The organism is Rhodococcus cerastii (assembly GCF_033042195.1).
Taxonomy (GTDB): domain Bacteria; phylum Actinomycetota; class Actinomycetes; order Mycobacteriales; family Mycobacteriaceae; genus Rhodococcoides.
Window position 1 is genome coordinate 26,534 of the sequence record NZ_JAWLKF010000004.1, and the last position, 21,272, is coordinate 47,805.

The window sequence follows — 21,272 nt, forward strand, 5'->3', positions numbered from 1 at the left end:
CGATCGGACTGTCGAGTGGAGGGATAGTTGCACCGCGTCCGGAGGTCGACCCAGCATGTCGGGCGCGCGTGCTAGCTTCTTCGACCTTGCGGAGTACGTCGATGGGTCTGCGGAAGATAGCGATACGTCTCGCGGCATCGGTGGCGCTGCTGTTCGAGCTGTGCAGAAATCGAGCACGAGGTGCGCAATCAACCCGCGACCAACAAGATTCCAATTCCGCCGGGCTCTCCACTCGCATCCAGATTAGGTCGATTGACAGACAGACACACCAGATTTCCGTAGTTAGATTCACCGAGCCGAGAAAAATCGGTACATGAATCGAAAGGAGAACAATCGTATGATCCTCGCTGGAGTAATCGGCCTCGGAATCGCAGTCGGCGGACTGGCAGCTTTGAACAGGAAGCGCCGGTAGCGAACCGCCCGGTGGAGAGCGACGCTTTTTCACCGGGCTCACCGCCTACTACGATTGGAAGGGATTCACCGTGTCGGCTGACGTCGTTGTTAAAGGCATCGCGGTCGATTTCGTGCGCGATTCGCAGCCCGTCCTCGATAACGTTAATTTTCAGATCGAGCTCGGTCAGCGGGTGGGACTAGTCGGCTCAAATGGGTCCGGAAAGACTACGATCATGAAGCTCGTCAGTGGCCTCATCACCCCGACTTCCGGCAGTGTGATGACCTTCGGAGAACCCGCCATTCGGATGAGCAACAAGAATCGGCGTCGCACCAGCCTTTTCCTCGGTGGCGACGCATCGCTATATGGAAGCCTGACTGCAGAGGAAAACATCAGGTATTTCGCCGAACTCCTCGGCATGAAACGAACAGAATCAACAGTCGCAACAAAAGAGATCATGAAGAGCCTAGACGTAGATTGGTTTGCAGCGAAAAAAGTTCGCGATATGTCGAGAGGAATGAGACAAAGGGTGGCGCTGGCCCGTTCTATGGTCCACACGCCCCATTTGCTCCTACTGGACGAACCCACAACGGGAATGGACATAGACGGAATACATCTGTTCGCCGAACTTATTTCGGGCAAAGCATTCGACGACACGTCAATACTCATCTCCGGGCACAACCCTCACGAGCTCGTATCGATCTGCGACGACTACTGGGTAGTATGGGACCGTAAAATCAGCGTTTCCGACCGGCACACCCTCGACCGGCTACCCGCCGTCCCAGCGGCAGAGGGTTTGCGCTGGGCGTTGACCGGAGCCAGACATGGCTAGGCTGTTGGTCGTTCTGAAAAAAGAGTTAAGGCAACAACTTCAGGATCGCCGCACCTTGACGATGATGCTCGTTCCTGCGCTCGTCGGGCCACTCATCTGCCTCGTTCTCCTGTTGGCGTACGGTTCCAACTCGGAACTGGATCGAAAGGAACTGACGGTCTCCTCGAGCAAGGCTGGAATCGACCGTTCCGAATTACTGAAGGACATCTCCGGCAAGTTCGACGGACAGAATTTCACGAACTCGGATCAGCGAGCGTGGAACGTCAAGTGGTCGGAATCCCCCTGGGATGATCTCGTGCGCGGCGAATCCGACCTGGCTCTCGTTCAAGGAGCTGACGAATCCTGGCAAGTCGTTCCCAGCCCAATCTCGCTGGACTCGGCTCTGCTGACCGCAGAATCGATTGCCCGTCTCAATACACCGGACCTAACAGGAGGAGCGCTTCGTGACATGGATCTATTGTCATCACCGACTCCGACAAGCCAAAACTTTCTCGTAATAGATTTCTTCGCTGCGACGGCCGCCAACTCGGCAATCGCAAGCTATCTTCTGCCGATACTTTTGATATCCCTTTTCACCATGGCTGGTAGCCCTATTGCGATCGAATGCATTGCGGCCGAGAAGGAGCATGGAACTTTCGACAGCTTGCGCGTATTGGGCGCACCCGGACTCAGCGTCATGACGGGCAAGCTTCTTTCGGTCGCACTCGCCACGGGTGTTGTCGGTTCATTTGCGTCAATTCTCTTGATAGCTGTTGGAAACATCAGACCTCGAGGTACCTGGAACTTAGGAATGGACTACGTTGTCGAGTCCGGTATCAGCGGTAGGTCCATCTTGACAATCTCCGCTCTGACCTTGTCTGCCCTGATTTTATGCAGCGCGATATTATTGTTCGTGAGCGGCATCGCCCAGACAGTGAAAGAGGCCCAGTACTGGGTGTCTATTGCCTCCCTGATTCCAATCTCGCTGGGCGGCGCTTCCGTTCTTTCCTCCAGCGACCGCATAACTCGAGTTCTGGAGATGGTGCCGTTCTCCAATGTTGCAATCGGTATATCGAACACAGTAGCCGGGACCTCCGATGGCTGGTCTATTGCTGCATGCCTTGCGGTCAACGGTCTAGTTACCGTTTCACTCATCGGCATTTCCGTCCGCATGCTTTTCGGAGAAGGAGACCTGCGCTTCCGGATACCATCCGTCAGCTGACCTTTCCGTTCACGAACCGGCCGCGCTGAACCGATGAGGCTTGTATCCCCCATTCGACGACTCAGTAACAGCTCAACCGCTGTCGGGGATGTCCGTTCTTGTCGGGTGCGCGTGCTAGCTTCTCTTCGACTTCGGGGGGAGTGACGATGCGTCTTCGATACACACTGCTGCGTCTCGCGGCATCGGTGGCACTGCTGTTCGGAATCATGTGGGCAATCCCGCAGCTGGCACCGCAGGTGCCCGAGCCGTACGAGGGGGTACAGACTCTGCCGCCGGTGTCGCCGGAACCCACGGGCTCGACGACAGCCCCGCCACCACTGCCGCCGGGGTTTCCGTCCATGAACCGGCCGCCACCGAAAATCGAGGTGCCCGACGGCCAGCCGCAGCCCATCGCCACCAAATTCGGCTGGACCTACGAAATACCGGCAGACTGGCGAAACTTTTCGACCGGGATCGCTGGGTGGTCGAACGGTGGTAAATCGGTCGTCTACGGTGCCAGCGCCGATTACGGCTACGGCTACTGCCCGGAAGTGGACGGGGCGTCGCTCGCCGAGTCCGGTATGACCGGCCGAAACGGGATGGACTTGCACGCCGCAGCACTGGACGCTGCCCGCGGTGCGGAAGTCGTCTTCGGCGACGACTCCGCTGCCCCACCACGCATCGAATACTCGGAGCCTCAGGACATCGAGGTCGATGGAGAGCCTGCCGTGCGATACACCGTTCATGGCTCGGGCATTCACGCCAGCGCGGAATGCAGCCCAACCGAGGCAACGTTCGACGTCGTGGCGATACCGGGATTCGCAACGGCAACCGTCGCCGTATTCATGGTTCAGCTCGACCAGAGTAACGAGGGTTCGCTCGACTACTCGACTGTGGACAGCCTGATCTCGACGCTGCGCAAGCCTGATTCGCAGACGGGGCAGCAACGATGACCGAGGAGACCTTCGAGGGCGATCCCTCGGAAATCGCCGGCCTCGGACATCTTCTCGATCGCATCAGCGGCGACACTCTGGCCAGTCATCGTTATCTGCTCGATCATGCGGGCCTGAGCGAGAAGGTGGTTGGGCAGATTCTGAAACGACTTCAGCCGTACCTCGCACGGTTTCAGGAGATGACACGCACTCGGCAGGTTCACCTGTCCGCCAACTGCGGGGAAATGGGTGCAGAACTCAACAGAGCGGCATGGCTGTATGCCGATCAGGATCAGCGAAACTATGACCTGCTGAACGCTCACACAAGCGCGCCGCCACTACCGGGCATCGATCGTGGCAGCTCGGATCGTGCCGCCGTCGGCCACGTGGACGAATTCGACGCGGCAGCCGATTACGGACGGCCCCACGGGATCGACTATCCCGCGCCGAATCCCGTCGTCGACGACATCCGAGAGTTACTCGACGATGCCGCGGGCTGGCTCGGAGAGATCGACACAACGATTTTCGAGCTCTCCGGGTGGAGCCCACTGAACGAGGCGACCATTCCGATCACTGGCAACTGGAACGAAATCAGAAGAATCGGCCACGCATATCAAATCGCAGGCGACGCTATGGAAGCCGCGTCGGAGTCGTTCGCGGCAGGTGTGCGGCGCGTCGATCCTTCCTGGAACGGCTCTGCTGCACAGGCATTTACCGATTATGCCGACCGACAACTGGCCGCAATGCGATGGGAGGGGCCCGCAGGCCGCACGATCTCCGCGGTCTGTGCGGTGATATCCGAACGACTCCGTGACGCTGCACTGGCAGTGGTTCGGAAAGTCGTCGAGTTGCTCGAGTCCGAAGTCGCCGTCGACAACGCCCGCGGTGCGTTGAAGGTCATGATCAAGAAGGTGCCGCTGGTCGGCACTGCATGGCAGGTGGAGAGCATCGTCGAATTATGTTGGACAGCAATGGATCTGACCAAAGATCTCACTGTGAAGATCGAGCAGGTGGTCGATGACTTCGGCGCATTCCTCGACGCGCTCGGCGACCCCGAAGGCCAGGTGGGCCAGAAGATCGACGACACACTGCGGCCGCTGAACGACTTCCTCGACTACGGCAAGCAAGCCGTGGAAGCGGGCAAGACCGCGAATATCCGACCGGTCCTCGACACACCGGACGAGGACTTCTCCGTTGGCACCGGCGACGAACCCTGGCGGGACGCATGATCGAGTCACTGACTCCACACGTCCGAGCCGCGTACGACCGTCTGATGACGTCCTGCGGTGAGCTCGAGGCCGCGCGCAAGCGGGCCCTGAACACCGATCTGAAAGCTCCGGCGGGAACCCGATACGTCACAGCGGAACTGCTGGCCCGCCTGGCGTCCTCACGCCGGGCATCGGCCGACCTGATCCACTACGCGACCCGCGTCGCGTCGGGTGAATGCAGTTGGGAACGTGTCGAGGTGGACGCAACTCCGGTGCCACCGGAAGTCGAAAGGCTCAAGGCCGATCCGCAGATCCTGTGGCCGGCCGAATGGCCGACTCCGATCGCCGAGACCGGAACTTCGCCGTACCGAATCCCGTGGGAGTGATCGGCCGCTGGAACTGTCAGGACCCTCGGACAGTGCGTCCGGCGAAGGCCGCCAACCGCTCGTACGCGTTTGCGCCGTCGGGTGCCGGCTGCTCAGGATCGAAAGCACCGCCTCGCCGTTCGTCGGTCATGTTGGCCGACATGAACACCATCCCCTCCTCCGCCACCGTCTGGTCGAGATCGTCCGTGCCGCGCCCGAGTGCGGTCGCGAGATCCCACGCGTGCACCGAGAGTTCCGCAGCCACCATGCCGAGCGGCAATGGTGAACCTGCATCGATCTCGGCCAGCAGTTCGCGAGTCCTCTCCTTCCACAGCGGAATCGGATCCGACGACGGTTCTGGCGACGCCGACCAATCGATCTCGCCGCCCCGAGCCATGGTCACCAAGTTGGCCGCGGTGTTCACCAGGTGGTCCGTCAGCTCGGCGACGGTCCACTCGGTGCAGGGCGTGGCCGATGCGCGTTCGGCTTCGGTCACTGTGGAGAGCAGAGCGGTGACCTGATCGATACCGGTGGAGATCTGGTGCGTTGTCGTCACGTGGCTTGTCCTCGGTTCTCTCGGAAGGCTGGGTATGCGGCGAGCGTAGGTGCACCTCGGAGCTCACGCAGCAGAAACGGGGCAGGCACAAGCGAGCGGGTGATCCGAGGGTCTGGAAGACTTCGCGGTCATGCGGGGAATCATTCTGGCGGGCGGCACGGGCTCGCGTCTTCATCCGATCACGATGGGTGTCAGCAAGCAGCTGGTCCCGGTCTACGACAAACCGATGATCTACTACCCGCTCTCGACACTGATCCTGGCCGGGATCCGCGAGATCCTCATCATCACCACACCCCAGGACGCCGACCAGTTCACCCGCCTCCTCGGTGACGGCTCCCAGTTCGGCATCTCACTGACCTACAAGGTCCAACACGAGCCGAACGGTCTCGCCCAAGCCTTCGTCCTGGGTGCCGAGCACATCGGCACCGACTCCGCGGCATTGGTGTTGGGCGACAACATCTTCTACGGCCCCGGCCTGGGCACCCAACTGTCGCGGTTCGATCACATCGACGGCGGAGCCGTGTTCGCCTACGAGGTTTCCGACCCTACCGCCTACGGCGTCATCGAATTCGACGCCGACCGCAAAGCCATCTCGTTGGAAGAAAAACCCGCCGCCCCGAAATCGAACTACGCCGTCCCCGGCCTGTACTTCTACGACAACGACGTCATCGCCATCGCCCGCGACCTCACCCCGTCCGCCCGTGGGGAATACGAGATCACCGACGTCAACCGTCACTACTTGGAGGCCGGCCGCCTCCACGTCGAAGTCCTGCCGCGCGGGACTGCCTGGCTCGACACCGGCACCTTCGACTCCCTGCTCGACGCCTCGAACTACGTGCGCACCATCGAACAACGCCAGGGCCTCAAGATCGGATCACCCGAAGAAGTGGCCTGGCGACGAGGATTCATCTCCGACGACGAACTGCGCGTGCGCGCCGAGACGCTCGTCAAGTCCGGGTACGGCCGCTACCTGCTGGAATTGATCGACCGAGGGAACCGATGACCTTTCGTGAACTGAAAATATCCGGTGCCTACGAGTACACCCCACGCCAGTTCGGCGACGACCGCGGCGTGTTCTTCGAGTGGTTCAAAGCGTCGGCGTTCGAGGCCACCACCGGGCGGTCGTTGGAGCTGCTGCAGGCGAACTGCTCGGTCTCCGCCGCCGGGGTCCTACGCGGGATCCACTTCACCACCAACCCACCCGGCCAGGCGAAATACGTCACCTGCGCCCGCGGAGCGTTCCTCGATGTCATCGTCGACCTGCGCGTCGGATCACCGACGTTCGGGCAGTGGGACTCGGTGCTGATCGACGACGTCGACCGCAAAGCAGTGTTCCTGTCCGAAGGACTCGGCCACGCCATCTTGTCCCTGGAAGACAACTCGACCGTCATGTACCTGTGCTCCCTCGAATACACCCCGGCCTTGGACCGCGACATCAACCCACTCGACCCCGCCCTGGGCATCGACTGGCCCACCACCGCCCGCGACGGCACACCCCTGACCTACGAACTCTCCGACAAGGACAAGGCCGCCCCCACCCTCGCCCAAGCCCTCGAAAACGGAGACCTGCCGAACTTCTCGTGAGCGGCGGCACCACCAGATCCGCGCAAACGCGCTCGCATTCGTCAGACGCGCGCAGAATCGCCCCTGACCGTTGACGAGAATGCGCGCGTTTGGCAAGTGCGCGCGCGTTTGCGAACCCCCGGCAAAGTCAAAGCCGCACCCACCCTCGCCGAAGCCCTCGAACGCAGAGACCTGCCGAACTTCTCCTGAGCGGCGGGACGAGGCGACGACGCCAGATCTGGGCAAACGCGCTCGCATTCGTCAGACGCGCGCAGAATCGCACCCGACCGCTGACGAAAATGCGCGCATTTGGCAACTGCGCGCGCGTTTGCCAACCCCCCGAGGCGAACCCGCGCTGGCGACCCCCCGGAGGCGAACCCGCGCTGGCGAACTCTTGGGGCCGAACCCCGCGACTCAGCGGATTTTGAAGATCACGAATCGCTGGACGAGGAAGTTGATGACCGTCGCCGTGCCCTGCGCGATGACGAAGGCCACGTTGGCGTACCAGAAGCCGTCGGGAAGAGCCTGGTAGAGCCAGGTGTAGATGCCCACCTGGACGGCGAAGGTGACTCCGTACAGCGCGACGACGGCGAAGAACCGGGCCCGTGACGGGGCCGCGTTGAACGTCCAGCGACGGTTGATCAGGTAGGCCGTCGTCGTTCCGAGTACGAAGCCGATGGCCTTGGCGAGGGTCACACCGACGCCGAACACGAAGTGCAGGATCAGGTTGACGCCCTGGTCGACGATGGCCGACAGCACACCGGTCGCCAAGAAACGCACCACCTGCGTCTTGAGATCGAGGGCCGCGTCGGCGATGTTCCCGGTCAGCGGCAACTCGACGGGTAGCGGGACGTGATGCTGCAACTCGTCGTTCTCGGGCGACCAGTCGTCGCCCGTCGAGCCTTCTTCTGCGGAGCGGTCGGGGGTGGACACGAGGACTGACACTAGCCGCTGCTGCGGTGCGGGTACCCTCTTGAGCGATGTCCACGACAGCCGACGACGCACTCTTCCCCCTGGAACCACAGGCCGGGAACACTGCGCCGCTACCCACGCAGACCCGCACACTCACCGGTTGGGGCCGCACTGCGCCCTCCACTGGAGAGGTGCTCTCGACCTCCGACCCCGAGCTCATCGCGAACGCGGTCAAGCAGGTCGCCGAGCAGAACGACTCCAAGCCGGCCCACCTCCGACGCGGCGTCATCGCCCGCGGCCTCGGCCGCTCCTACGGTGACAACGCGCAGAACTCCGGCGGCCTGGTCATCGACATGAACGCCTTGAACGGCATTCACAGCATCGACGCGTCGACGCGGATCGTCGACGTCGACGGCGGCGTCAACCTCGACCAGCTGATGCGAGCGGCGCTGCCGTTCGGTCTGTGGGTACCGGTGTTGCCGGGTACCCGTCAGGTCACCATCGGTGGTGCCATCGGCACGGACATCCACGGCAAGAACCATCACAGCGCGGGTAGCTTCGGCAACCACGTCCGGTCGATGGAACTGCTCACCGCGGACGGTCAGATCCGCCATCTGACACCGTCGGGCAAGAACGCCAAGCTCTTCTGGGCGACGGTCGGCGGCAACGGCCTGACCGGCATCATCCTGCGCGCGACCATCGAGATGACGCCAACGGAAACGGCCTACTTCATCGCCGACGGGGACGTCACCAGCACCCTCGACGAGACCATCGCCCTGCACAGCGACGGCAGCGAGAACAACTACGACTACTCGAGTGCCTGGTTCGACGCGGTCGCTCCGCCGCCCAAGCTCGGCCGCGCAGCCCTCTCCCGTGGATCGCTTGCAACGCTGGACCAGCTGCCCGCCAAACTTCAGAAGGACCCGCTGCGGTTCAACGCCAAACCGCTGGTGACGTTCCCGGACGTGTTCCCCAACGGCCTGGCCAACAAGTACACGTTCTCCGCCGTCGGCGAGGTCTGGTACCGCAAGGCCGGCAACTACCGGAACAAGGTTCAGAGCCTGACGGCGTTCTATCACCCGCTGGACATGTTCGGTGAGTGGAACCGCGCCTACGGCTCCAAGGGATTCCTGCAGTACCAGTTCGTGGTGCCGCCGGAGGCCATCGACGAGTTCAAGAAGATCATCGTCGACATCCAGAAGTCCGGGCACTACTCGTTCCTCAACGTGTTCAAGCTGTTCGGACCCGGAAACAAAGCGCCACTGAGCTTTCCGATTCCCGGATGGAACATCTGCGTCGACTTCCCGATCAAGCCGGGCTTGAACGAATTCGTCCGCGAACTCGACAAGCGGGTGCTCGAATTCGGTGGTCGTCTCTACACCGCGAAGGACTCGCGCACCGACGCCGAGACGTTCCACTCGATGTACCCGCGGATCGACGAATGGATCAAGGTTCGCCGATCCGTTGACCCCACAGGCGTTTTCGCCTCCGATATGGCAAGAAGGTTGGAACTGCTGTGACGATAGATGCCGTCGGTAACCCCCAGACGATTCTGGTTCTGGGTGGCACCAGCGAGATCGGTCTCGCGATCACCGAGGAGTACCTGTCGAAGTCCCCGGCACGTGTCATCCTCGCTGCGCTGCCGAACGATCCGCTGCGCGAAAGTGCCGTCGCACAACTGACGGCCAAGGGCGCGAAGGCCGTCGACGTCATCGACTTCGATGCACTCGACACCGCCTCGCACCCGAAAGTCATCGACGCGGCCTGGGCCAAGGGTGACGTCGACGTCGCCATCGTGGCTTTCGCCGTCGACTTCGATGCCGAGCAGCTCTGGCAGGACCAGCGCAAGGCCGTCCTCGCCGCGAACATCAACTACACCGCCTCCGTCTCGGTCGGCGTGCTGCTGGGCGAGAAGATGAAGGCGCAGGCCTACGGCCGCATCATCGTCATGTCCTCGGTGGCAGGCGAGCGGGTTCGCCGCTCCAACTTCGTCTACGGCTCCACCAAGGCCGGACTCGACGGGTTCTACCTCGGGCTCGGAGAAGCGTTGCGCGAGTTCGGACCTCGCGTCACCGTCGTTCGCCCGGGCATGGTGCGCACCAAGTTCAGCGCGCACGTCAAGGAAGCGCCGATGACGGTCGACAAGGAGGTCATCGCGAAGCTTGCGGTGAACGCGTCGCGCAAGGGCACCCCGCTCATCTGGACTCCTGCGCCGTGGCGTCTGGTGATGATGGTGCTGCGGCACGTACCGCGGCCGATCTTCCGCAAGCTGCCCATCTGATTTCGATGACAATCGGGGTTGCACCGGCTCGAAGAACCGCCTCTGCCGTCGGCGAGATCGCTGCCGGTGTTCTTGTCGCCGTCGTGGTGGCGACGGTCGGGTTGTACGCCTTCTCACTGGTTCAGTGGCCTGCGTTCAACTCGTCCAACGTCACCCGCGCCATCACGACGCTCGGGCAGGTGGTTGCCGCAGCACTGTTCGCCGCGTCGATCTACCTGTACCGGATTCACAAGTGGCCGTGGATCGCTCGGCTCGCAGCGTGGATCGGGCTGAGCGGATTCGTCACCGTCACCCTCGGGATGCCGCTGGCTGCAACCAAGCTCTACCTGTTCGGCATCTCCGTCGACCAGGAGTTTCGCACCGAATACCTGACGCGGCTGACGGATTCGGCGTCGTTGCGCGACATGACGTACGCAGACATTCCGCCGTTCTACCCGGCCGGCTGGTTCTGGCTCGGCGGACGCGTCGGCAATCTGCTGGGCATGGACGGCTGGGAAGTGTTCAAGCCCTACGCAATCGGGCTGCTCGCCGTCACCGCTGTCGTGTCGTTCGTGCTGTGGAAGGCCCTGATCCGAGCCGACTGGGCCGTCGCCGTCAGCGCCGTTACCACCGCACTCGTCGTCGCCCACGCCTCCCCCGAGGCCTACAGCGCCGTGATCGTGATGCTCTTCGCTCCCGCGCTCGTCCTCGCCTGGGGAGCGCTGCACCGCACCTCATCGGGCGGGTGGGGAGCGGTGGTCGGCACCGGGCTCTTCCTCGGCCTGGCCGCAACGTTCTACACCCTGTACCTCGGTTTGGCGGCGTTCACCGTCGTACTCATGGCGCTGTTCGCCGCCGTCCTCGCCTATCGCGAGCGGAAGTCCTGGAACGTGCTGGTTCCCATCGCGATCAAGGTCGCCGCGATCGCCGCGATCTCGGGCCTCATCGCCGCGACCGTGTGGCTGCCGTACCTGGTCGAGTTCCTGCGCGGCGCGCCGAGCACATCGGGCACGGCGTTGCACTACCTACCGGAAGCGGGTGCGACACTTCCGTTCCCGATGTTCGAGTTCTCCCTGATGGGCGTACTGAGCCTCATCGGCACGGTGTGGGTGGCGGTTCGATTCTCGTCCTCGCGCCGAGCGCAGGCACTCGGTGTCGGCGTCGTCTCCATCTACCTGTGGACGCTGCTCTCCATGGCCGCCACGGCCGCGGGCACCACGTTGCTCTCGTTCCGCCTCGAAGCCGTGCTGATCGTATTGCTCGGTAGCGCAGGCGTTTTCGGCTTCCTCGAAGGCAGCCACGCGATCTATCAGGCCATCAACGAGCCGCCGAAGTTCCGTATCGCCGCTGTCGTCGTAGCGGCCATCGGTGCCATGACCTACGCGCAGAACATCCCCCAGGTATTGCAGACCGAGATCACCGTCGCGTACTCCGACACCGACGGCGACGGCAACCGCGCCGACATGCGCCCACCGAGCGCGGTCTCGTACTACCGCGAGGTCGACGCCGCCCTGACCGAGCAGACCCAGCGTCCGCGCGACGAGACCGTCGTACTGACCGCGGACACGTCGTTCCTCAGCTACTACCCGTACTTCGGCTTCCAAGGACTGACCTCGCACTACGCCAACCCACTGGCGCAGTTCGATCAGCGAGCCGGCGCCATCGAGCAGTGGACCGAACTCGAGACACCCGATCAGTTGATCGACGCTCTCGACAACAGCCAGTGGCGTGCGCCCGACGCCTTCCTGTTCCGCCGCGGCGCGGACGGCTATACGTTGAGACTGGCCGAGGACGTCTACCCCAACGATCCGAACGTGCGCCGCTACACCGTCACCTTCCCCGATTCACTGTTCGAGGACCCACGCTTCACCGTGACCGATATCGGCCCCTTCGCTCTGGTGGTGCGCACGAGTTGAACGCGAACGCACTACCTCGGCGATGCGGTGTGAGATCGAAATTCCCTCGGTGAGCGTCCGGTCCATCGCGTGAAGGCGTGCGAGAAACTGGCGACGTCGCTGTAGCCGAGTTCGGCGGCGATCTCCCCTACCGTCACCGAACTGTCGAGCAGACGCATGGTCGCGCGCTCCTGAAGGAACGCCTGGCGCACCGCACGGAACGTGGTTCCCTCGTTGCCGAGCTTCCGTTTGAGGGAACTGGTCGAGATGGCCATTCTCCGTGCACAGTGCGCACTGTTCGTGCAGTCGCGGTCGGTGTCGAACAGCGCGCGCACGGTGTCCGTGTACGACTTCGCGCGACGGCCGTCGACAGCCTTCTTCAGTTCCGCGATCCCGAGTTGATACGACACCGAATCGGAGAACCGGCATGCCTCGGCGAGGATGGCCGCAGGCACGAAGACGAACGGTGACGGCGCATCGAACACGATCCGCCGGATCTCGTCGTCGTCGAGCGTATCCCGCACCGGCGTCGGGATATCGAGGTGAAGTTCGACCGCGTGCGCGGAGCCGGCGAGCATGCCGATCAAACGAAGAAGGCACGAACCGGCGTACGCGACAGCAATACTGTCGAGCCCGTCGTCCCCCGTGCGCCCGGCGAGTCCGATGGTCAACCCTCGATCGGTGTGGTGGATGTGCACGGCGAGAGCCGTGGAGATCAGAGGTAGGAACTCCAGCAACTCGACCATCTCTGCCACCGATCCGGCACTGATCAGCGGAAGACTGAGACGGCCGAACGACGTGGGCTGCACGTATCGCGCGAACGTCGCGCCGAGCCGGAACCCCAGTTGGCGGTCGAGTTCCGGGTACACCTCTCGAAACCACCGCAGCGGCACCTGGCCGTCGCGGGTGATCAGCTCCGTCATGCTGACGCCGTCACGCACCAAGATGCGTCGGAACGCCGCCTCGGCCCGCTCGCCCAGCGCGCCGCTACCGAGCAGCTGCGCGAAGGCGAGCGGGGGCACTCCGGACTCCTCGACTCCCACGTGAGCCAAATTAACAACAAATCGACGCGTTCGAGCCTGGTTCGGAAAGCCCGTCGCAGAGAGACTTGGAACACAGTTACTCAGCGAGGAGAACACCATGGCCAACGTCACCTTTGTCACGCACGACGGCGAGAAGCACGAGGCACCGCTGACCGAGGGCACATCCCTCATGCAGATTGCCGTCGACAACAACATCCCGGGTATCGACGGGGACTGCGGCGGCGAAGCAGCCTGCGGAACCTGTCACGTCGTTGTCGACGAGGCATGGAGCGACGTCGTCGGCACCAACGACGAGGTCGAGGAAGACATGCTCGCCATGAACCCCGAGCGTGAACCGACATCTCGGCTGTCGTGCCAGATGACCGCGCGCGAATCCTGGGACGGCTTGACGGTCCGCGTTCCCGAATTCCAGATCTGACCTGCGGACCGGAGGAGAGAACAATGAGTATCGCCGACACCGTCGCGACCACCGCGAGATCCATCATCCCGATGGAACTGCAGATCCGCGGCGCGCACCTCTACGACAAGACGCGCCGGATCGTGACCCGCACCGACGGCCAGGTCATGTTCACCGAGACCCCCATACCGCCGGTCGACGACGTCGATCTCGCCGATATCGACCTGAGCAACCCGTTTCTGTACCGCCAGGGGCTCTGGAAGTCGTACTTCGAGCGCGTCCGCAACGAAGCGCCGGTGCACTTCCAGCCGAACAGCCCGTTCGGGCCTTTCTGGTCCGTCACCCGGCATGCGGACATCATCGCTGTCGACAAGAACCACAAGGTGTTCTCGGCGGAGCCGTTCATCATCATCGGCAAGCCCCCGCGCTTCATGGATATCGCCATGTTCATCGCGATGGACCCCCCGCGTCACGACTCTCAGCGTGCCGCGGTCCAAGGGGTGGTGGCCCCGAAGAACCTCCGCGAGATGGAGGACCTGATCCGGTCCCGGGTTCAGGAAGTCCTCGACGACCTTCCCGTGAACCAGCCGTTCGACTGGGTTCGCACGGTGTCCGTCGAACTCACGGCGCGGATGCTGGCGACGTTGCTCGATTTCCCGTACGAGCAGCGACACAAGCTCGTGGAGTGGTCGGACCTGGCGACGTCAATGGAACAGACCAACGGTGGCCCCTCGGACAACGACGAGGTATTCGGTGCCATGGTCGACGCGGCCAAGGGGCTGAGCGCTCTCTGGCACGACAAGGCCGCTCGGAAAGCAGCAGGAGAAGAGCCCGGCTTCGACCTGATCTCGTTGCTGCAAGCCAACGACGACACGAAGGACCTCATCGACCGGCCGCTGGAGTTCCTGGGAAATCTCACCCTGCTCATCGTCGGCGGTAACGACACCACACGTAACTCGATGAGCGGTGGAGTGTTGGCGCTCAACGAGTTTCCCGATCAGTTCGAGAAGCTCAAGGCGAATCCCGATCTCGTACCCGGCATGGTGTCCGAGATCATCCGCTGGCAGACCCCGCTGGCCTATATGCGCAGGATCGCGAAGGAAGACACGATCCTGAACGGCCAGTTCATCCGCAAGGGCGACAAGGTGGTCATGTGGTACGCCTCCGGCAACCGCGACGAGCGCGTCTTCGATCGGCCGGACGACTTCATCATCGACCGCAAGAACGCACGCAATCACATCGCATTCGGGTTCGGCGTGCACCGGTGCATGGGCAACAGACTCGCCGAGATGCAACTCCGAATCCTGTGGGAAGAACTTCTGACCCGGTTCGAGAACATCGAGGTGGTTGGGAAGCCCGAGTACGTGCAGTCGAACTTCGTGAGAGGCATTTCCAAGATGATGGTCACCCTCACCCCGAAGCAGCAGGCTTAAGTGAGCGCCGAGCGCGCGGTGATCGTCGGCGCCAGCCACGCCGGCGCTCAGCTCGCCGCACATCTGCGACGCGAGAAGTGGTCGGGGGACATAGTTCTCATCGGTGACGAGGGGACATTGCCCTACCAACGTCCCCCGTTGTCGAAGGCGTATCTGGCCGGCACCTCGACCCTCGAGGCCATGGCCATCCGCGGAGCGGATTTCTACGACAAGCAGAACATCGAGCTGGTCGATGGTTCGGTGAGCAGCATCGATCGTGAGGCTCGCACGGTCACATTCGATACCGGAGTCACGCAGTCGTACAGCAAGCTCGCCCTGTGCACCGGCGCGCGAACTCGCCGATTGACAACTCCCGGAGCAGATTTGGCGGGCATCCACTACCTGCGCACAGCCGCCGACTCCGCATCGCTACGCTCGGCCGCGACGCCGGGCACACGGGTAGTCGTCGTCGGTGGCGGTTACATCGGTTTGGAAACCGCAGCGTCCCTCCGGGCATCGGGTCTCGACGTCACCGTCGTCGAGGCTGCGGAGCGAGTTCTCGAACGCGTCACCGCACCGGTGGTCTCACAGTTCTTCACCCGAATCCACCGCGAGGCGGGCGTAGACATTCGAACGCAGGCCCTCGTGGAGGAGTTCCGCGGAGACAGCCATGTGCGCGAGGTCGTGCTGGCGGGCGGAGACACGCTACCGGCAGATCTGGTTGTCATCGGAGTGGGCATCGTGCCCAACACCGAACTCGCCGAATCAGCAGGAATCACCGTTGAGAACGGCATCGTCATCGACGATCGGGCATGCACCAACGATCCCGACATAGTCGCCGCCGGTGACTGCGCCTCCTACTACGTTCCACGCTACTCCCGACGCGCTCGCCTCGAATGCGTCTCCGCCGCAATCGAACACGCGAAGGTGGCGGCATCGACCATGACCGGAGGGTCCGCCACCATCACCGCGCTTCCGTGGTTCTGGTCCGACCAGTACGACCTCAAGCTTCAGATCGCCGGACTGGGCACCGGATACGACGAGGTCGTCATCGACGGCGACCCGGAGCGCGATCGCGACTTCACCTGCTACTACCTCCGCAGCAGCCAACTCATCGCCGCAGACTGCATCAACCGCCCGCGCGATTTCATGAACAGCAAGAAGAAAATCGCCGAGCATTCCACAATCGAACGCGCGGAATTGATCGGATAGGTTGTATGTCGGCCCGCTCGTATTGCCGGGAGCCATCGATCCTCACCGTGTGACCCAGGTCGTTCGAGTTTTCGCCCATCGTGATCTTTCTGTAACCTCGACGCGATGACCACCCACGACCAGAGCGTTCTCGAGCGGCAGCCGACTACGGCACCGGCTCGACACTCCGGCGTCGGACGTGGTGACGTCGTTGCGGCAGTCGGATTTCTGATCGCTGCCGTGTATGTCCTGCAGGGTCAATGGCGCAATCTGGGTGGCGGCTACCTCTACAACAGCGGCCAGGACCAGACGATGTGGGAGTGGTTCTTCTCCGTCGCCGCGCATTCGGTTGCTTCACTGGACAACCCGCTGTGGAGCGACCTGCAGAACTACCCGCTCGGGGTGAATCTGATGGCGAACACGGCGATGTTCGGTATCTCCATCCCGCTTGCCCCGATCACGTTGCTCTTCGGACCCACCGTGACCTGGGCGATTGCCCTCACCGTCGGCCTGGCCGGCACCGCGTTCGCGTGGTACTGGCTGTTCTCTCGTCAGCTCAACGCGTCCAAGGGTGCCGCTGCCATGGGCGGTGCGCTGTGCGGCTTCGCACCCGGCGCAATCTCCCACGCCAACGGCCACCCCAATTTCGTGGTGCTGTTCCTGCTTCCGGTCATCGCCATGCTGGTCACGCGCATCGCACACGGCGGCGGAACCACCAAGAACACCGTCGGACTCGGCCTGATCGTCGCGCTGCAGATCCTGCTCGGGGAAGAACCCCTGCTGATCTTCGCGATGTCGTTCGCCATTTTCGCCGTCGTCTACTACCTGTCGCGCCCGCGTTCGCTGTGGCCCGCCGTCCGCAACGCCGTTCCCCGACTCGCAGTGTCGGCCGGTATCGCGTTGACGCTCGTGGCATTTCCGCTGTGGTGGCAGTTCTTCGGCCCGCAGTCGTACTCGTTCCTCGAACACGGACCGATGGGCAACGACGCCAAGGCCCTGTTCCAATTCCCGACGCAATCCCTCGGCGGCGAGGCGACGCCGGGGCAGAACGTCCGCATCAACGCCACCGAGGAGAACGCGTACTTCGGTTGGCCGCTGCTGGTGCTGTGCCTCGTGGCAGCGGTGTGGATGTGGCGCGTCGCGTGCGCCCGCGCTGCCGCCGCGACCGCGATCGTCATGAGCGTGCTCTCGCTCGGTGCAACGCTGGTGATCGGCAAGGACGACACCGGCATCACGCTGCCGTGGACGAAGCTCGCCGAGTACCCACTCGTCGAATCCGTGCTCGAGACCCGCTTCGCGTTGGGCGCGGTGCCCGCCCTGGCCCTGCTGCTCGTTCTGGCCACCGACCGCACCGTTCGCAACGGACTTCGCCCGCTGCCTGCGTTCTGGATCGCCGGACTCGCACTCGCGCTCGTACCCCTGATCCCGACACCGCTTCTTGCCGTCGACAAGTCCCCGACCCCGCAGTTCTTCGCCGACGGTGACTGGCAGAACTACGTCGACGACGGTTCCGTCGTCACCGTTCCGCTGCCACGGCCCGAGGATGCGCGCCCGCTGCGCTGGCAGATGGACGCCGACATGGGCTTCAGGCTCGCCGCCGGATACTTCGTCGGACCGAGCGACAAAGAAGACAAGGTCGCCAAGTACGGGGCCGTCGACCGTCCGACGGCGTTGCTGCTCGGCTCGGTCTACGACTCGGGCAACGTCCCCGAGATCACCACGGATCAGCGCAGTCAGGCTGCGCAGGACATGGCCTTCTGGGAGGCCGACGTCGTGGTGCTGCCGCCGAGCAAGAACACCATAGCCCTGCGCACCACCGTCACCGACCTCGTCGGTGTCGAGCCTCGATACACCGGTGGCGTGTGGGTGTGGGATGTGCGGACGCTCGTCCCATAGCATCGTCGGCGTGCCCGAGACCGCTCCGAACATCGTGACCGCCCGACTGGTAGCGATCGTCACCGGCATCATCGGTGCGATTCTGGCCATCGCGACTCCCCTGCTGCCGGTTCAGCAGGACGTCGCAACCCTGTCGTGGCCGCAGAGCTCGTTCGGCAGCGTCAACGCCCCGCTGGTGAGCTACTCGCCCGTCGACCTCGAGGCGACCGTGCCGTGCAGCGCGGCCACTGCTCTCACCGACGGCGGCACGCTCATCTCCACCGCACCCATCGAAGCTGCGAAGACCGAGCAGAAGGCACTGATCGTGCGGGTCGACGACGACCAACTGCAGGTGCTGCTGCGTGATCGCGTTCTCGCCGAGGCTCCCGTGTCCGAGCTGTCCGCCGACTGTTCGCTGAGCATTTCGTCCAGCGCCACCAGTACGATCGTCGACCTCGACGGCGACACGAGCACGATGGACGGCGACGTCCGCCCGCAGGTCGTCGGCGTCTACACCGACCTCACCGCACCGGTCGACGGCCTGAACGTGCGCGCCGACATCGACTCGCGCTATTCCTCGAGCCCCACCACGTTCAAGTTGCTGGCCATGATCGTCGGCGCACTCGCTGTGATCGCCTCCCTGTTCGCGCTGCATCGCCTCGACAGCATGGACGGTCGACGCCACCGCCGCTTCCTCCCGTCACGCTGGAAGTCCATCACCGGCGTCGACGCCGTCGTGGTGGGCGTGCTGGTGCTGTGGCATTTCATCGGCGCGAACACCTCCGACGACGGTTACCTGCTCAACATGGCCCGCGTCTCGGAGAACGCCGGCTACATGGCCAACTACTTCCGCTGGTTCGGCGTCCCCGAGGCGCCGTTCGGCATGCCGTACTACGACATGCTCGCCGCCCTCGCCAAGGTCAGCACCGCCAGCATCTGGATGCGCCTGCCCGCCACCATCGCGGCGCTGCTGTGCTGGCTCGTCATCAGCCGCGAGGTGATCCCCCGCCTCGGTCGCGCAGTTCTCACCAACCGGGTCGCGCTGTGGACCGCCGGATTCGTGTTCCTCGCTTTCTGGCTGCCCTACGACAACGGCCTGCGCCCAGAACCGATCATCGCCCTCGGCGCACTGCTCACGTGGTGCTCGATCGAACGCGCCATCGCCACCGGACGACTCCTGCCCGCCGCCATCGGCACCCTGATCGCCGCGTTCTCCCTCGCCGCCGGACCGACCGGACTGATCGCCGTCGCCGCCCTGCTCGCCGGCCTGCGGCCGCTGGTGATGATCGTGGTCAAGCGAGCTCGCCAGGTGGGATTGCTCGCCGTTCTCGCGCCGCTGGTCGCGTCGGGACTGGCGGTGTTGATTGCGATCTTCGCCGACCAGACTCTTGCCACGGTCCTCGAAGCGACCCGAGTGCGCTCGGCCATCGGACCGAACGTGCCGTGGTTCGAAGAACGCGTCCGCTGGGACGCACTGATGACCATTTCTCCCGACGGCTCGCTCGCCCGACGATTCGGCATGTTCGCGATGCTGCTGTGCATCGTCGTCTGCATCGCGGTGATGCTCCGCAAGAACGGACGCATCCCCGGGACAGCCACCGGACCGTCGCGTCGGATCCTCGGAATCATTCTGGGCGCACTGGCTTTGATGATGTTCACGCCCACCAAATGGACCCACCACTTCGGTGTGTACGCCGGTCTCGCGGCGTCGTTGGCCGCGCTGGCTGCCGTTGCCGTCACCGCTGCAACCGTCCGATCTCCGCGCAACAGAACACTGTTCACCGCCGCTGTCCTGTTCCTGACGGCGGTGGCGTTCACCAGCTCGAACGGGTGGTGGTACGTCTCGAGCTACGGCATTCCGTGGTTCGACAAGCCGCCGTCCATTGCCGGCAAAGGCTTTTCGACGATCCTGCTGGGCCTGACGGTGCTGACGCTGCTCTACGCGGCCTATCAGCACGTCCGATTGCCCTATCGCAGAGAAGAACCGACCACGCGTCGACGCTTCGCGCCGTCCGCGCTGACCATCGTCGCCGGCGGGGTCGTGGCCTTCGAGGTGCTCTCGTTCGTCAAAGGCGCTGTGGCGCAATACCCGGCGTACTCCATCGCCCGCTCGAACTTCTCTGCCCTCGCCGGAAACTCGTGCGGACTCGCCGGTGACGTACAAGTGGAGACCGACGTCAACGGCTCGGTCCTGCAACCGATCGATCCCGCAGCCGACGCACTCGGTGCCGGTGGGAGTACCGGATTCACCCCCGACGGCGTCGCCCAGGACCTGACGGCCGATTCCGAGGACACCGCGCAGGGCAGCGCGAACTCCATCCGCCCCGAGGACTCCGAACAGAGCGCGGCGGCCACTTCGTCGAACTCCGCGGGCACCTCCGGCGGAACCACCGAGAACGTCGGAATCAACGGCAGCACAGTCGCACTGCCGTTCGGCCTCGATCCGAGCACCACACCGGTACTCGGCAGCTTCGGAGCCACCGAGCCCGCATCCCTGACCTCCGGTTGGTACGCCTTGCCGGAGGAAGGCGACCTGATCGCCATCGCCGCCGCCGGCCGCATCCGATCGGTGGACGAGGACGGCATCGTCACCGAAGGCCAACGCGTCGAACTGGAATACGGACGCCGCGACGGCGGTGACGTGATCGCGCTGGGACGCATCACCCCGCTCGACATCGGTCCGTCGCCGTCGTGGCGCAACCTGCGCGTGCCGATGAACGACCTTCCCGCCGACGCGGACGTCGTGCGCATCGTCGCCGAGGACAACGACCTGGCCGGCGATCAATGGCTCGCCGTCACCCCGCCGCGCGTCCCGAAGACGCAGACGCTGAACTCACTGGTCGGATCGACCGATCCGGTGATGCTGGACTGGGCCGTCGGACTCGCGTTTCCGTGCCAGCGTCCGTTCGATCATCGCGACGGCGTCGCCGAGGTACCGAAGTACCGCATCCTGCCCGACCGCACCGGTGCCGAATCCACCAATGCCTGGCAGGACTCGATCGGCGGCGGCCCGCTCGGCTGGACCGAACTGCTCCTCGGTGCGGAGACACTGCCGTCGTACCTCGCCGACGACTACGCCCGAGACTGGGGATCCATCGAGAGATACACGCCACTCGATCCTGACGCGACAACGGCCGAGATCGCCGTCGAGCAGCAGTCTCGGTCCGGATTGGCCAGCGACGGACCGATGAAAACAGACTGATTCCCTGGTTCTGCATTTATTCCCGGGGACGGTGCCTGTGTGACCTCTTCGTCACGCT

Annotated in this window: 18 protein-coding genes; 15 read left to right on the forward strand and 3 right to left on the reverse strand. The window is 63.7% G+C overall.

Features of this window, described 5'->3' with window-relative positions:
• Positions 1 to 482: 482 nt before the first annotated feature.
• From R3P93_RS09450 to R3P93_RS09470, 5 genes are all read left to right on the forward strand, one after another.
• Positions 483 to 1,223: an ABC transporter ATP-binding protein gene (locus R3P93_RS09450; protein WP_068054783.1), complete on the forward strand. Its 741-nt coding sequence runs from the start codon at positions 483 to 485 to the stop codon at positions 1,221 to 1,223.
• Positions 1,216 to 2,424: an ABC transporter permease gene (locus R3P93_RS09455; protein WP_317532893.1), complete on the forward strand. Its 1,209-nt coding sequence runs from the start codon at positions 1,216 to 1,218 to the stop codon at positions 2,422 to 2,424. The genes R3P93_RS09450 and R3P93_RS09455 overlap by 8 nt, the downstream gene beginning before the upstream one ends.
• Positions 2,425 to 2,570: 146 nt before the next feature.
• On the forward strand, positions 2,571 to 3,356 hold the full coding sequence (locus R3P93_RS09460) for a hypothetical protein (RefSeq protein ID WP_317532894.1): 786 nt from the start codon (positions 2,571 to 2,573) through the stop codon (positions 3,354 to 3,356).
• Positions 3,353 to 4,564 carry a hypothetical protein gene (locus tag R3P93_RS09465; protein WP_068054776.1) on the forward strand — a complete coding sequence of 404 codons (1,212 nt, stop codon included), beginning with the start codon at positions 3,353 to 3,355 and terminating at the stop codon, positions 4,562 to 4,564. Before R3P93_RS09460 ends, R3P93_RS09465 begins: the two co-directional genes overlap by 4 nt.
• Positions 4,561 to 4,929 (forward strand): hypothetical protein, encoded by a 369-nt coding sequence (locus R3P93_RS09470; RefSeq protein ID WP_082899053.1) that lies wholly within the window; start codon positions 4,561 to 4,563, stop codon positions 4,927 to 4,929. The genes R3P93_RS09465 and R3P93_RS09470 overlap by 4 nt, the downstream gene beginning before the upstream one ends.
• Before the next feature lie 16 nt (positions 4,930 to 4,945).
• On the opposite strand, the gene R3P93_RS09475 is transcribed toward R3P93_RS09470, so the two are convergent.
• Positions 4,946 to 5,464, reverse strand: coding sequence for a maleylpyruvate isomerase family mycothiol-dependent enzyme (locus R3P93_RS09475; protein WP_068054773.1), 519 nt, complete (start codon positions 5,462 to 5,464; stop codon positions 4,946 to 4,948).
• A 130-nt stretch (positions 5,465 to 5,594) separates the two neighbouring features.
• Between R3P93_RS09475 and rfbA the strand changes: the two genes are divergently transcribed.
• Together rfbA and R3P93_RS09485 are read left to right on the forward strand one after the other, a co-directional pair.
• Positions 5,595 to 6,467: a glucose-1-phosphate thymidylyltransferase RfbA gene (gene rfbA / locus R3P93_RS09480; RefSeq protein WP_317532895.1), complete on the forward strand. Its 873-nt coding sequence runs from the start codon at positions 5,595 to 5,597 to the stop codon at positions 6,465 to 6,467.
• A complete protein-coding gene (locus tag R3P93_RS09485; protein WP_317532896.1) occupies positions 6,464 to 7,048 on the forward strand; it encodes a dTDP-4-dehydrorhamnose 3,5-epimerase family protein in 585 nt (194 codons plus the stop codon). The genes rfbA and R3P93_RS09485 overlap by 4 nt, the downstream gene beginning before the upstream one ends.
• A gap of 393 nt (positions 7,049 to 7,441) precedes the next feature.
• On the opposite strand, the gene R3P93_RS09490 is transcribed toward R3P93_RS09485, so the two are convergent.
• On the reverse strand, positions 7,442 to 7,960 hold the full coding sequence (locus tag R3P93_RS09490; RefSeq protein WP_317532897.1) for a GtrA family protein: 519 nt from the start codon (positions 7,958 to 7,960) through the stop codon (positions 7,442 to 7,444).
• 47 nt (positions 7,961 to 8,007) lie between these two features.
• Here R3P93_RS09490 and R3P93_RS09495 point away from each other — a divergent pair, with 47 nt between their 5' ends.
• The 3 genes from R3P93_RS09495 to R3P93_RS09505 are packed head-to-tail and all read left to right on the forward strand — an operon-like array spanning position 8,008 to position 12,115.
• A complete protein-coding gene (locus tag R3P93_RS09495; protein ID WP_243610621.1) occupies positions 8,008 to 9,459 on the forward strand; it encodes an FAD-binding oxidoreductase in 1,452 nt (483 codons plus the stop codon).
• Positions 9,456 to 10,220: a decaprenylphospho-beta-D-erythro-pentofuranosid-2-ulose 2-reductase gene (locus tag R3P93_RS09500; RefSeq protein ID WP_121871831.1), complete on the forward strand. Its 765-nt coding sequence runs from the start codon at positions 9,456 to 9,458 to the stop codon at positions 10,218 to 10,220. The genes R3P93_RS09495 and R3P93_RS09500 overlap by 4 nt, the downstream gene beginning before the upstream one ends.
• Positions 10,221 to 10,225: 5 nt before the next feature.
• The gene (locus R3P93_RS09505) at positions 10,226 to 12,115 is read left to right on the forward strand and encodes a galactan 5-O-arabinofuranosyltransferase (RefSeq protein ID WP_317532898.1); all 1,890 of its coding nucleotides are present in this window, start codon (positions 10,226 to 10,228) and stop codon (positions 12,113 to 12,115) included.
• Positions 12,116 to 12,126: 11 nt separating this feature from the next.
• Here R3P93_RS09505 and R3P93_RS09510 read toward each other — a convergent pair whose 3' ends face one another.
• A complete protein-coding gene (locus tag R3P93_RS09510) occupies positions 12,127 to 13,137 on the reverse strand; it encodes a helix-turn-helix domain-containing protein (protein WP_317532899.1) in 1,011 nt (336 codons plus the stop codon).
• A gap of 97 nt (positions 13,138 to 13,234) precedes the next feature.
• On the opposite strand from R3P93_RS09510, the gene R3P93_RS09515 reads away from it, so the two are divergent.
• From R3P93_RS09515 to R3P93_RS09535, 5 genes are all read left to right on the forward strand, one after another.
• Positions 13,235 to 13,555: a 2Fe-2S iron-sulfur cluster-binding protein gene (locus R3P93_RS09515; protein WP_317532900.1), complete on the forward strand. Its 321-nt coding sequence runs from the start codon at positions 13,235 to 13,237 to the stop codon at positions 13,553 to 13,555.
• A 23-nt stretch (positions 13,556 to 13,578) separates the two neighbouring features.
• On the forward strand, positions 13,579 to 14,967 hold the full coding sequence (locus R3P93_RS09520) for a cytochrome P450 (RefSeq protein WP_317532901.1): 1,389 nt from the start codon (positions 13,579 to 13,581) through the stop codon (positions 14,965 to 14,967).
• Positions 14,968 to 16,158, forward strand: coding sequence for an NAD(P)/FAD-dependent oxidoreductase (locus R3P93_RS09525; RefSeq protein WP_317532902.1), 1,191 nt, complete (start codon positions 14,968 to 14,970; stop codon positions 16,156 to 16,158).
• Positions 16,159 to 16,263: 105 nt separating this feature from the next.
• Positions 16,264 to 18,033: a glycosyl transferase gene (locus R3P93_RS09530; RefSeq protein ID WP_317532903.1), complete on the forward strand. Its 1,770-nt coding sequence runs from the start codon at positions 16,264 to 16,266 to the stop codon at positions 18,031 to 18,033.
• Positions 18,011 to 21,214 (forward strand): arabinosyltransferase domain-containing protein, encoded by a 3,204-nt coding sequence (locus R3P93_RS09535; RefSeq protein ID WP_394855276.1) that lies wholly within the window; start codon positions 18,011 to 18,013, stop codon positions 21,212 to 21,214. The genes R3P93_RS09530 and R3P93_RS09535 overlap by 23 nt, the downstream gene beginning before the upstream one ends.
• Positions 21,215 to 21,272: the final 58 nt, after the last annotated feature.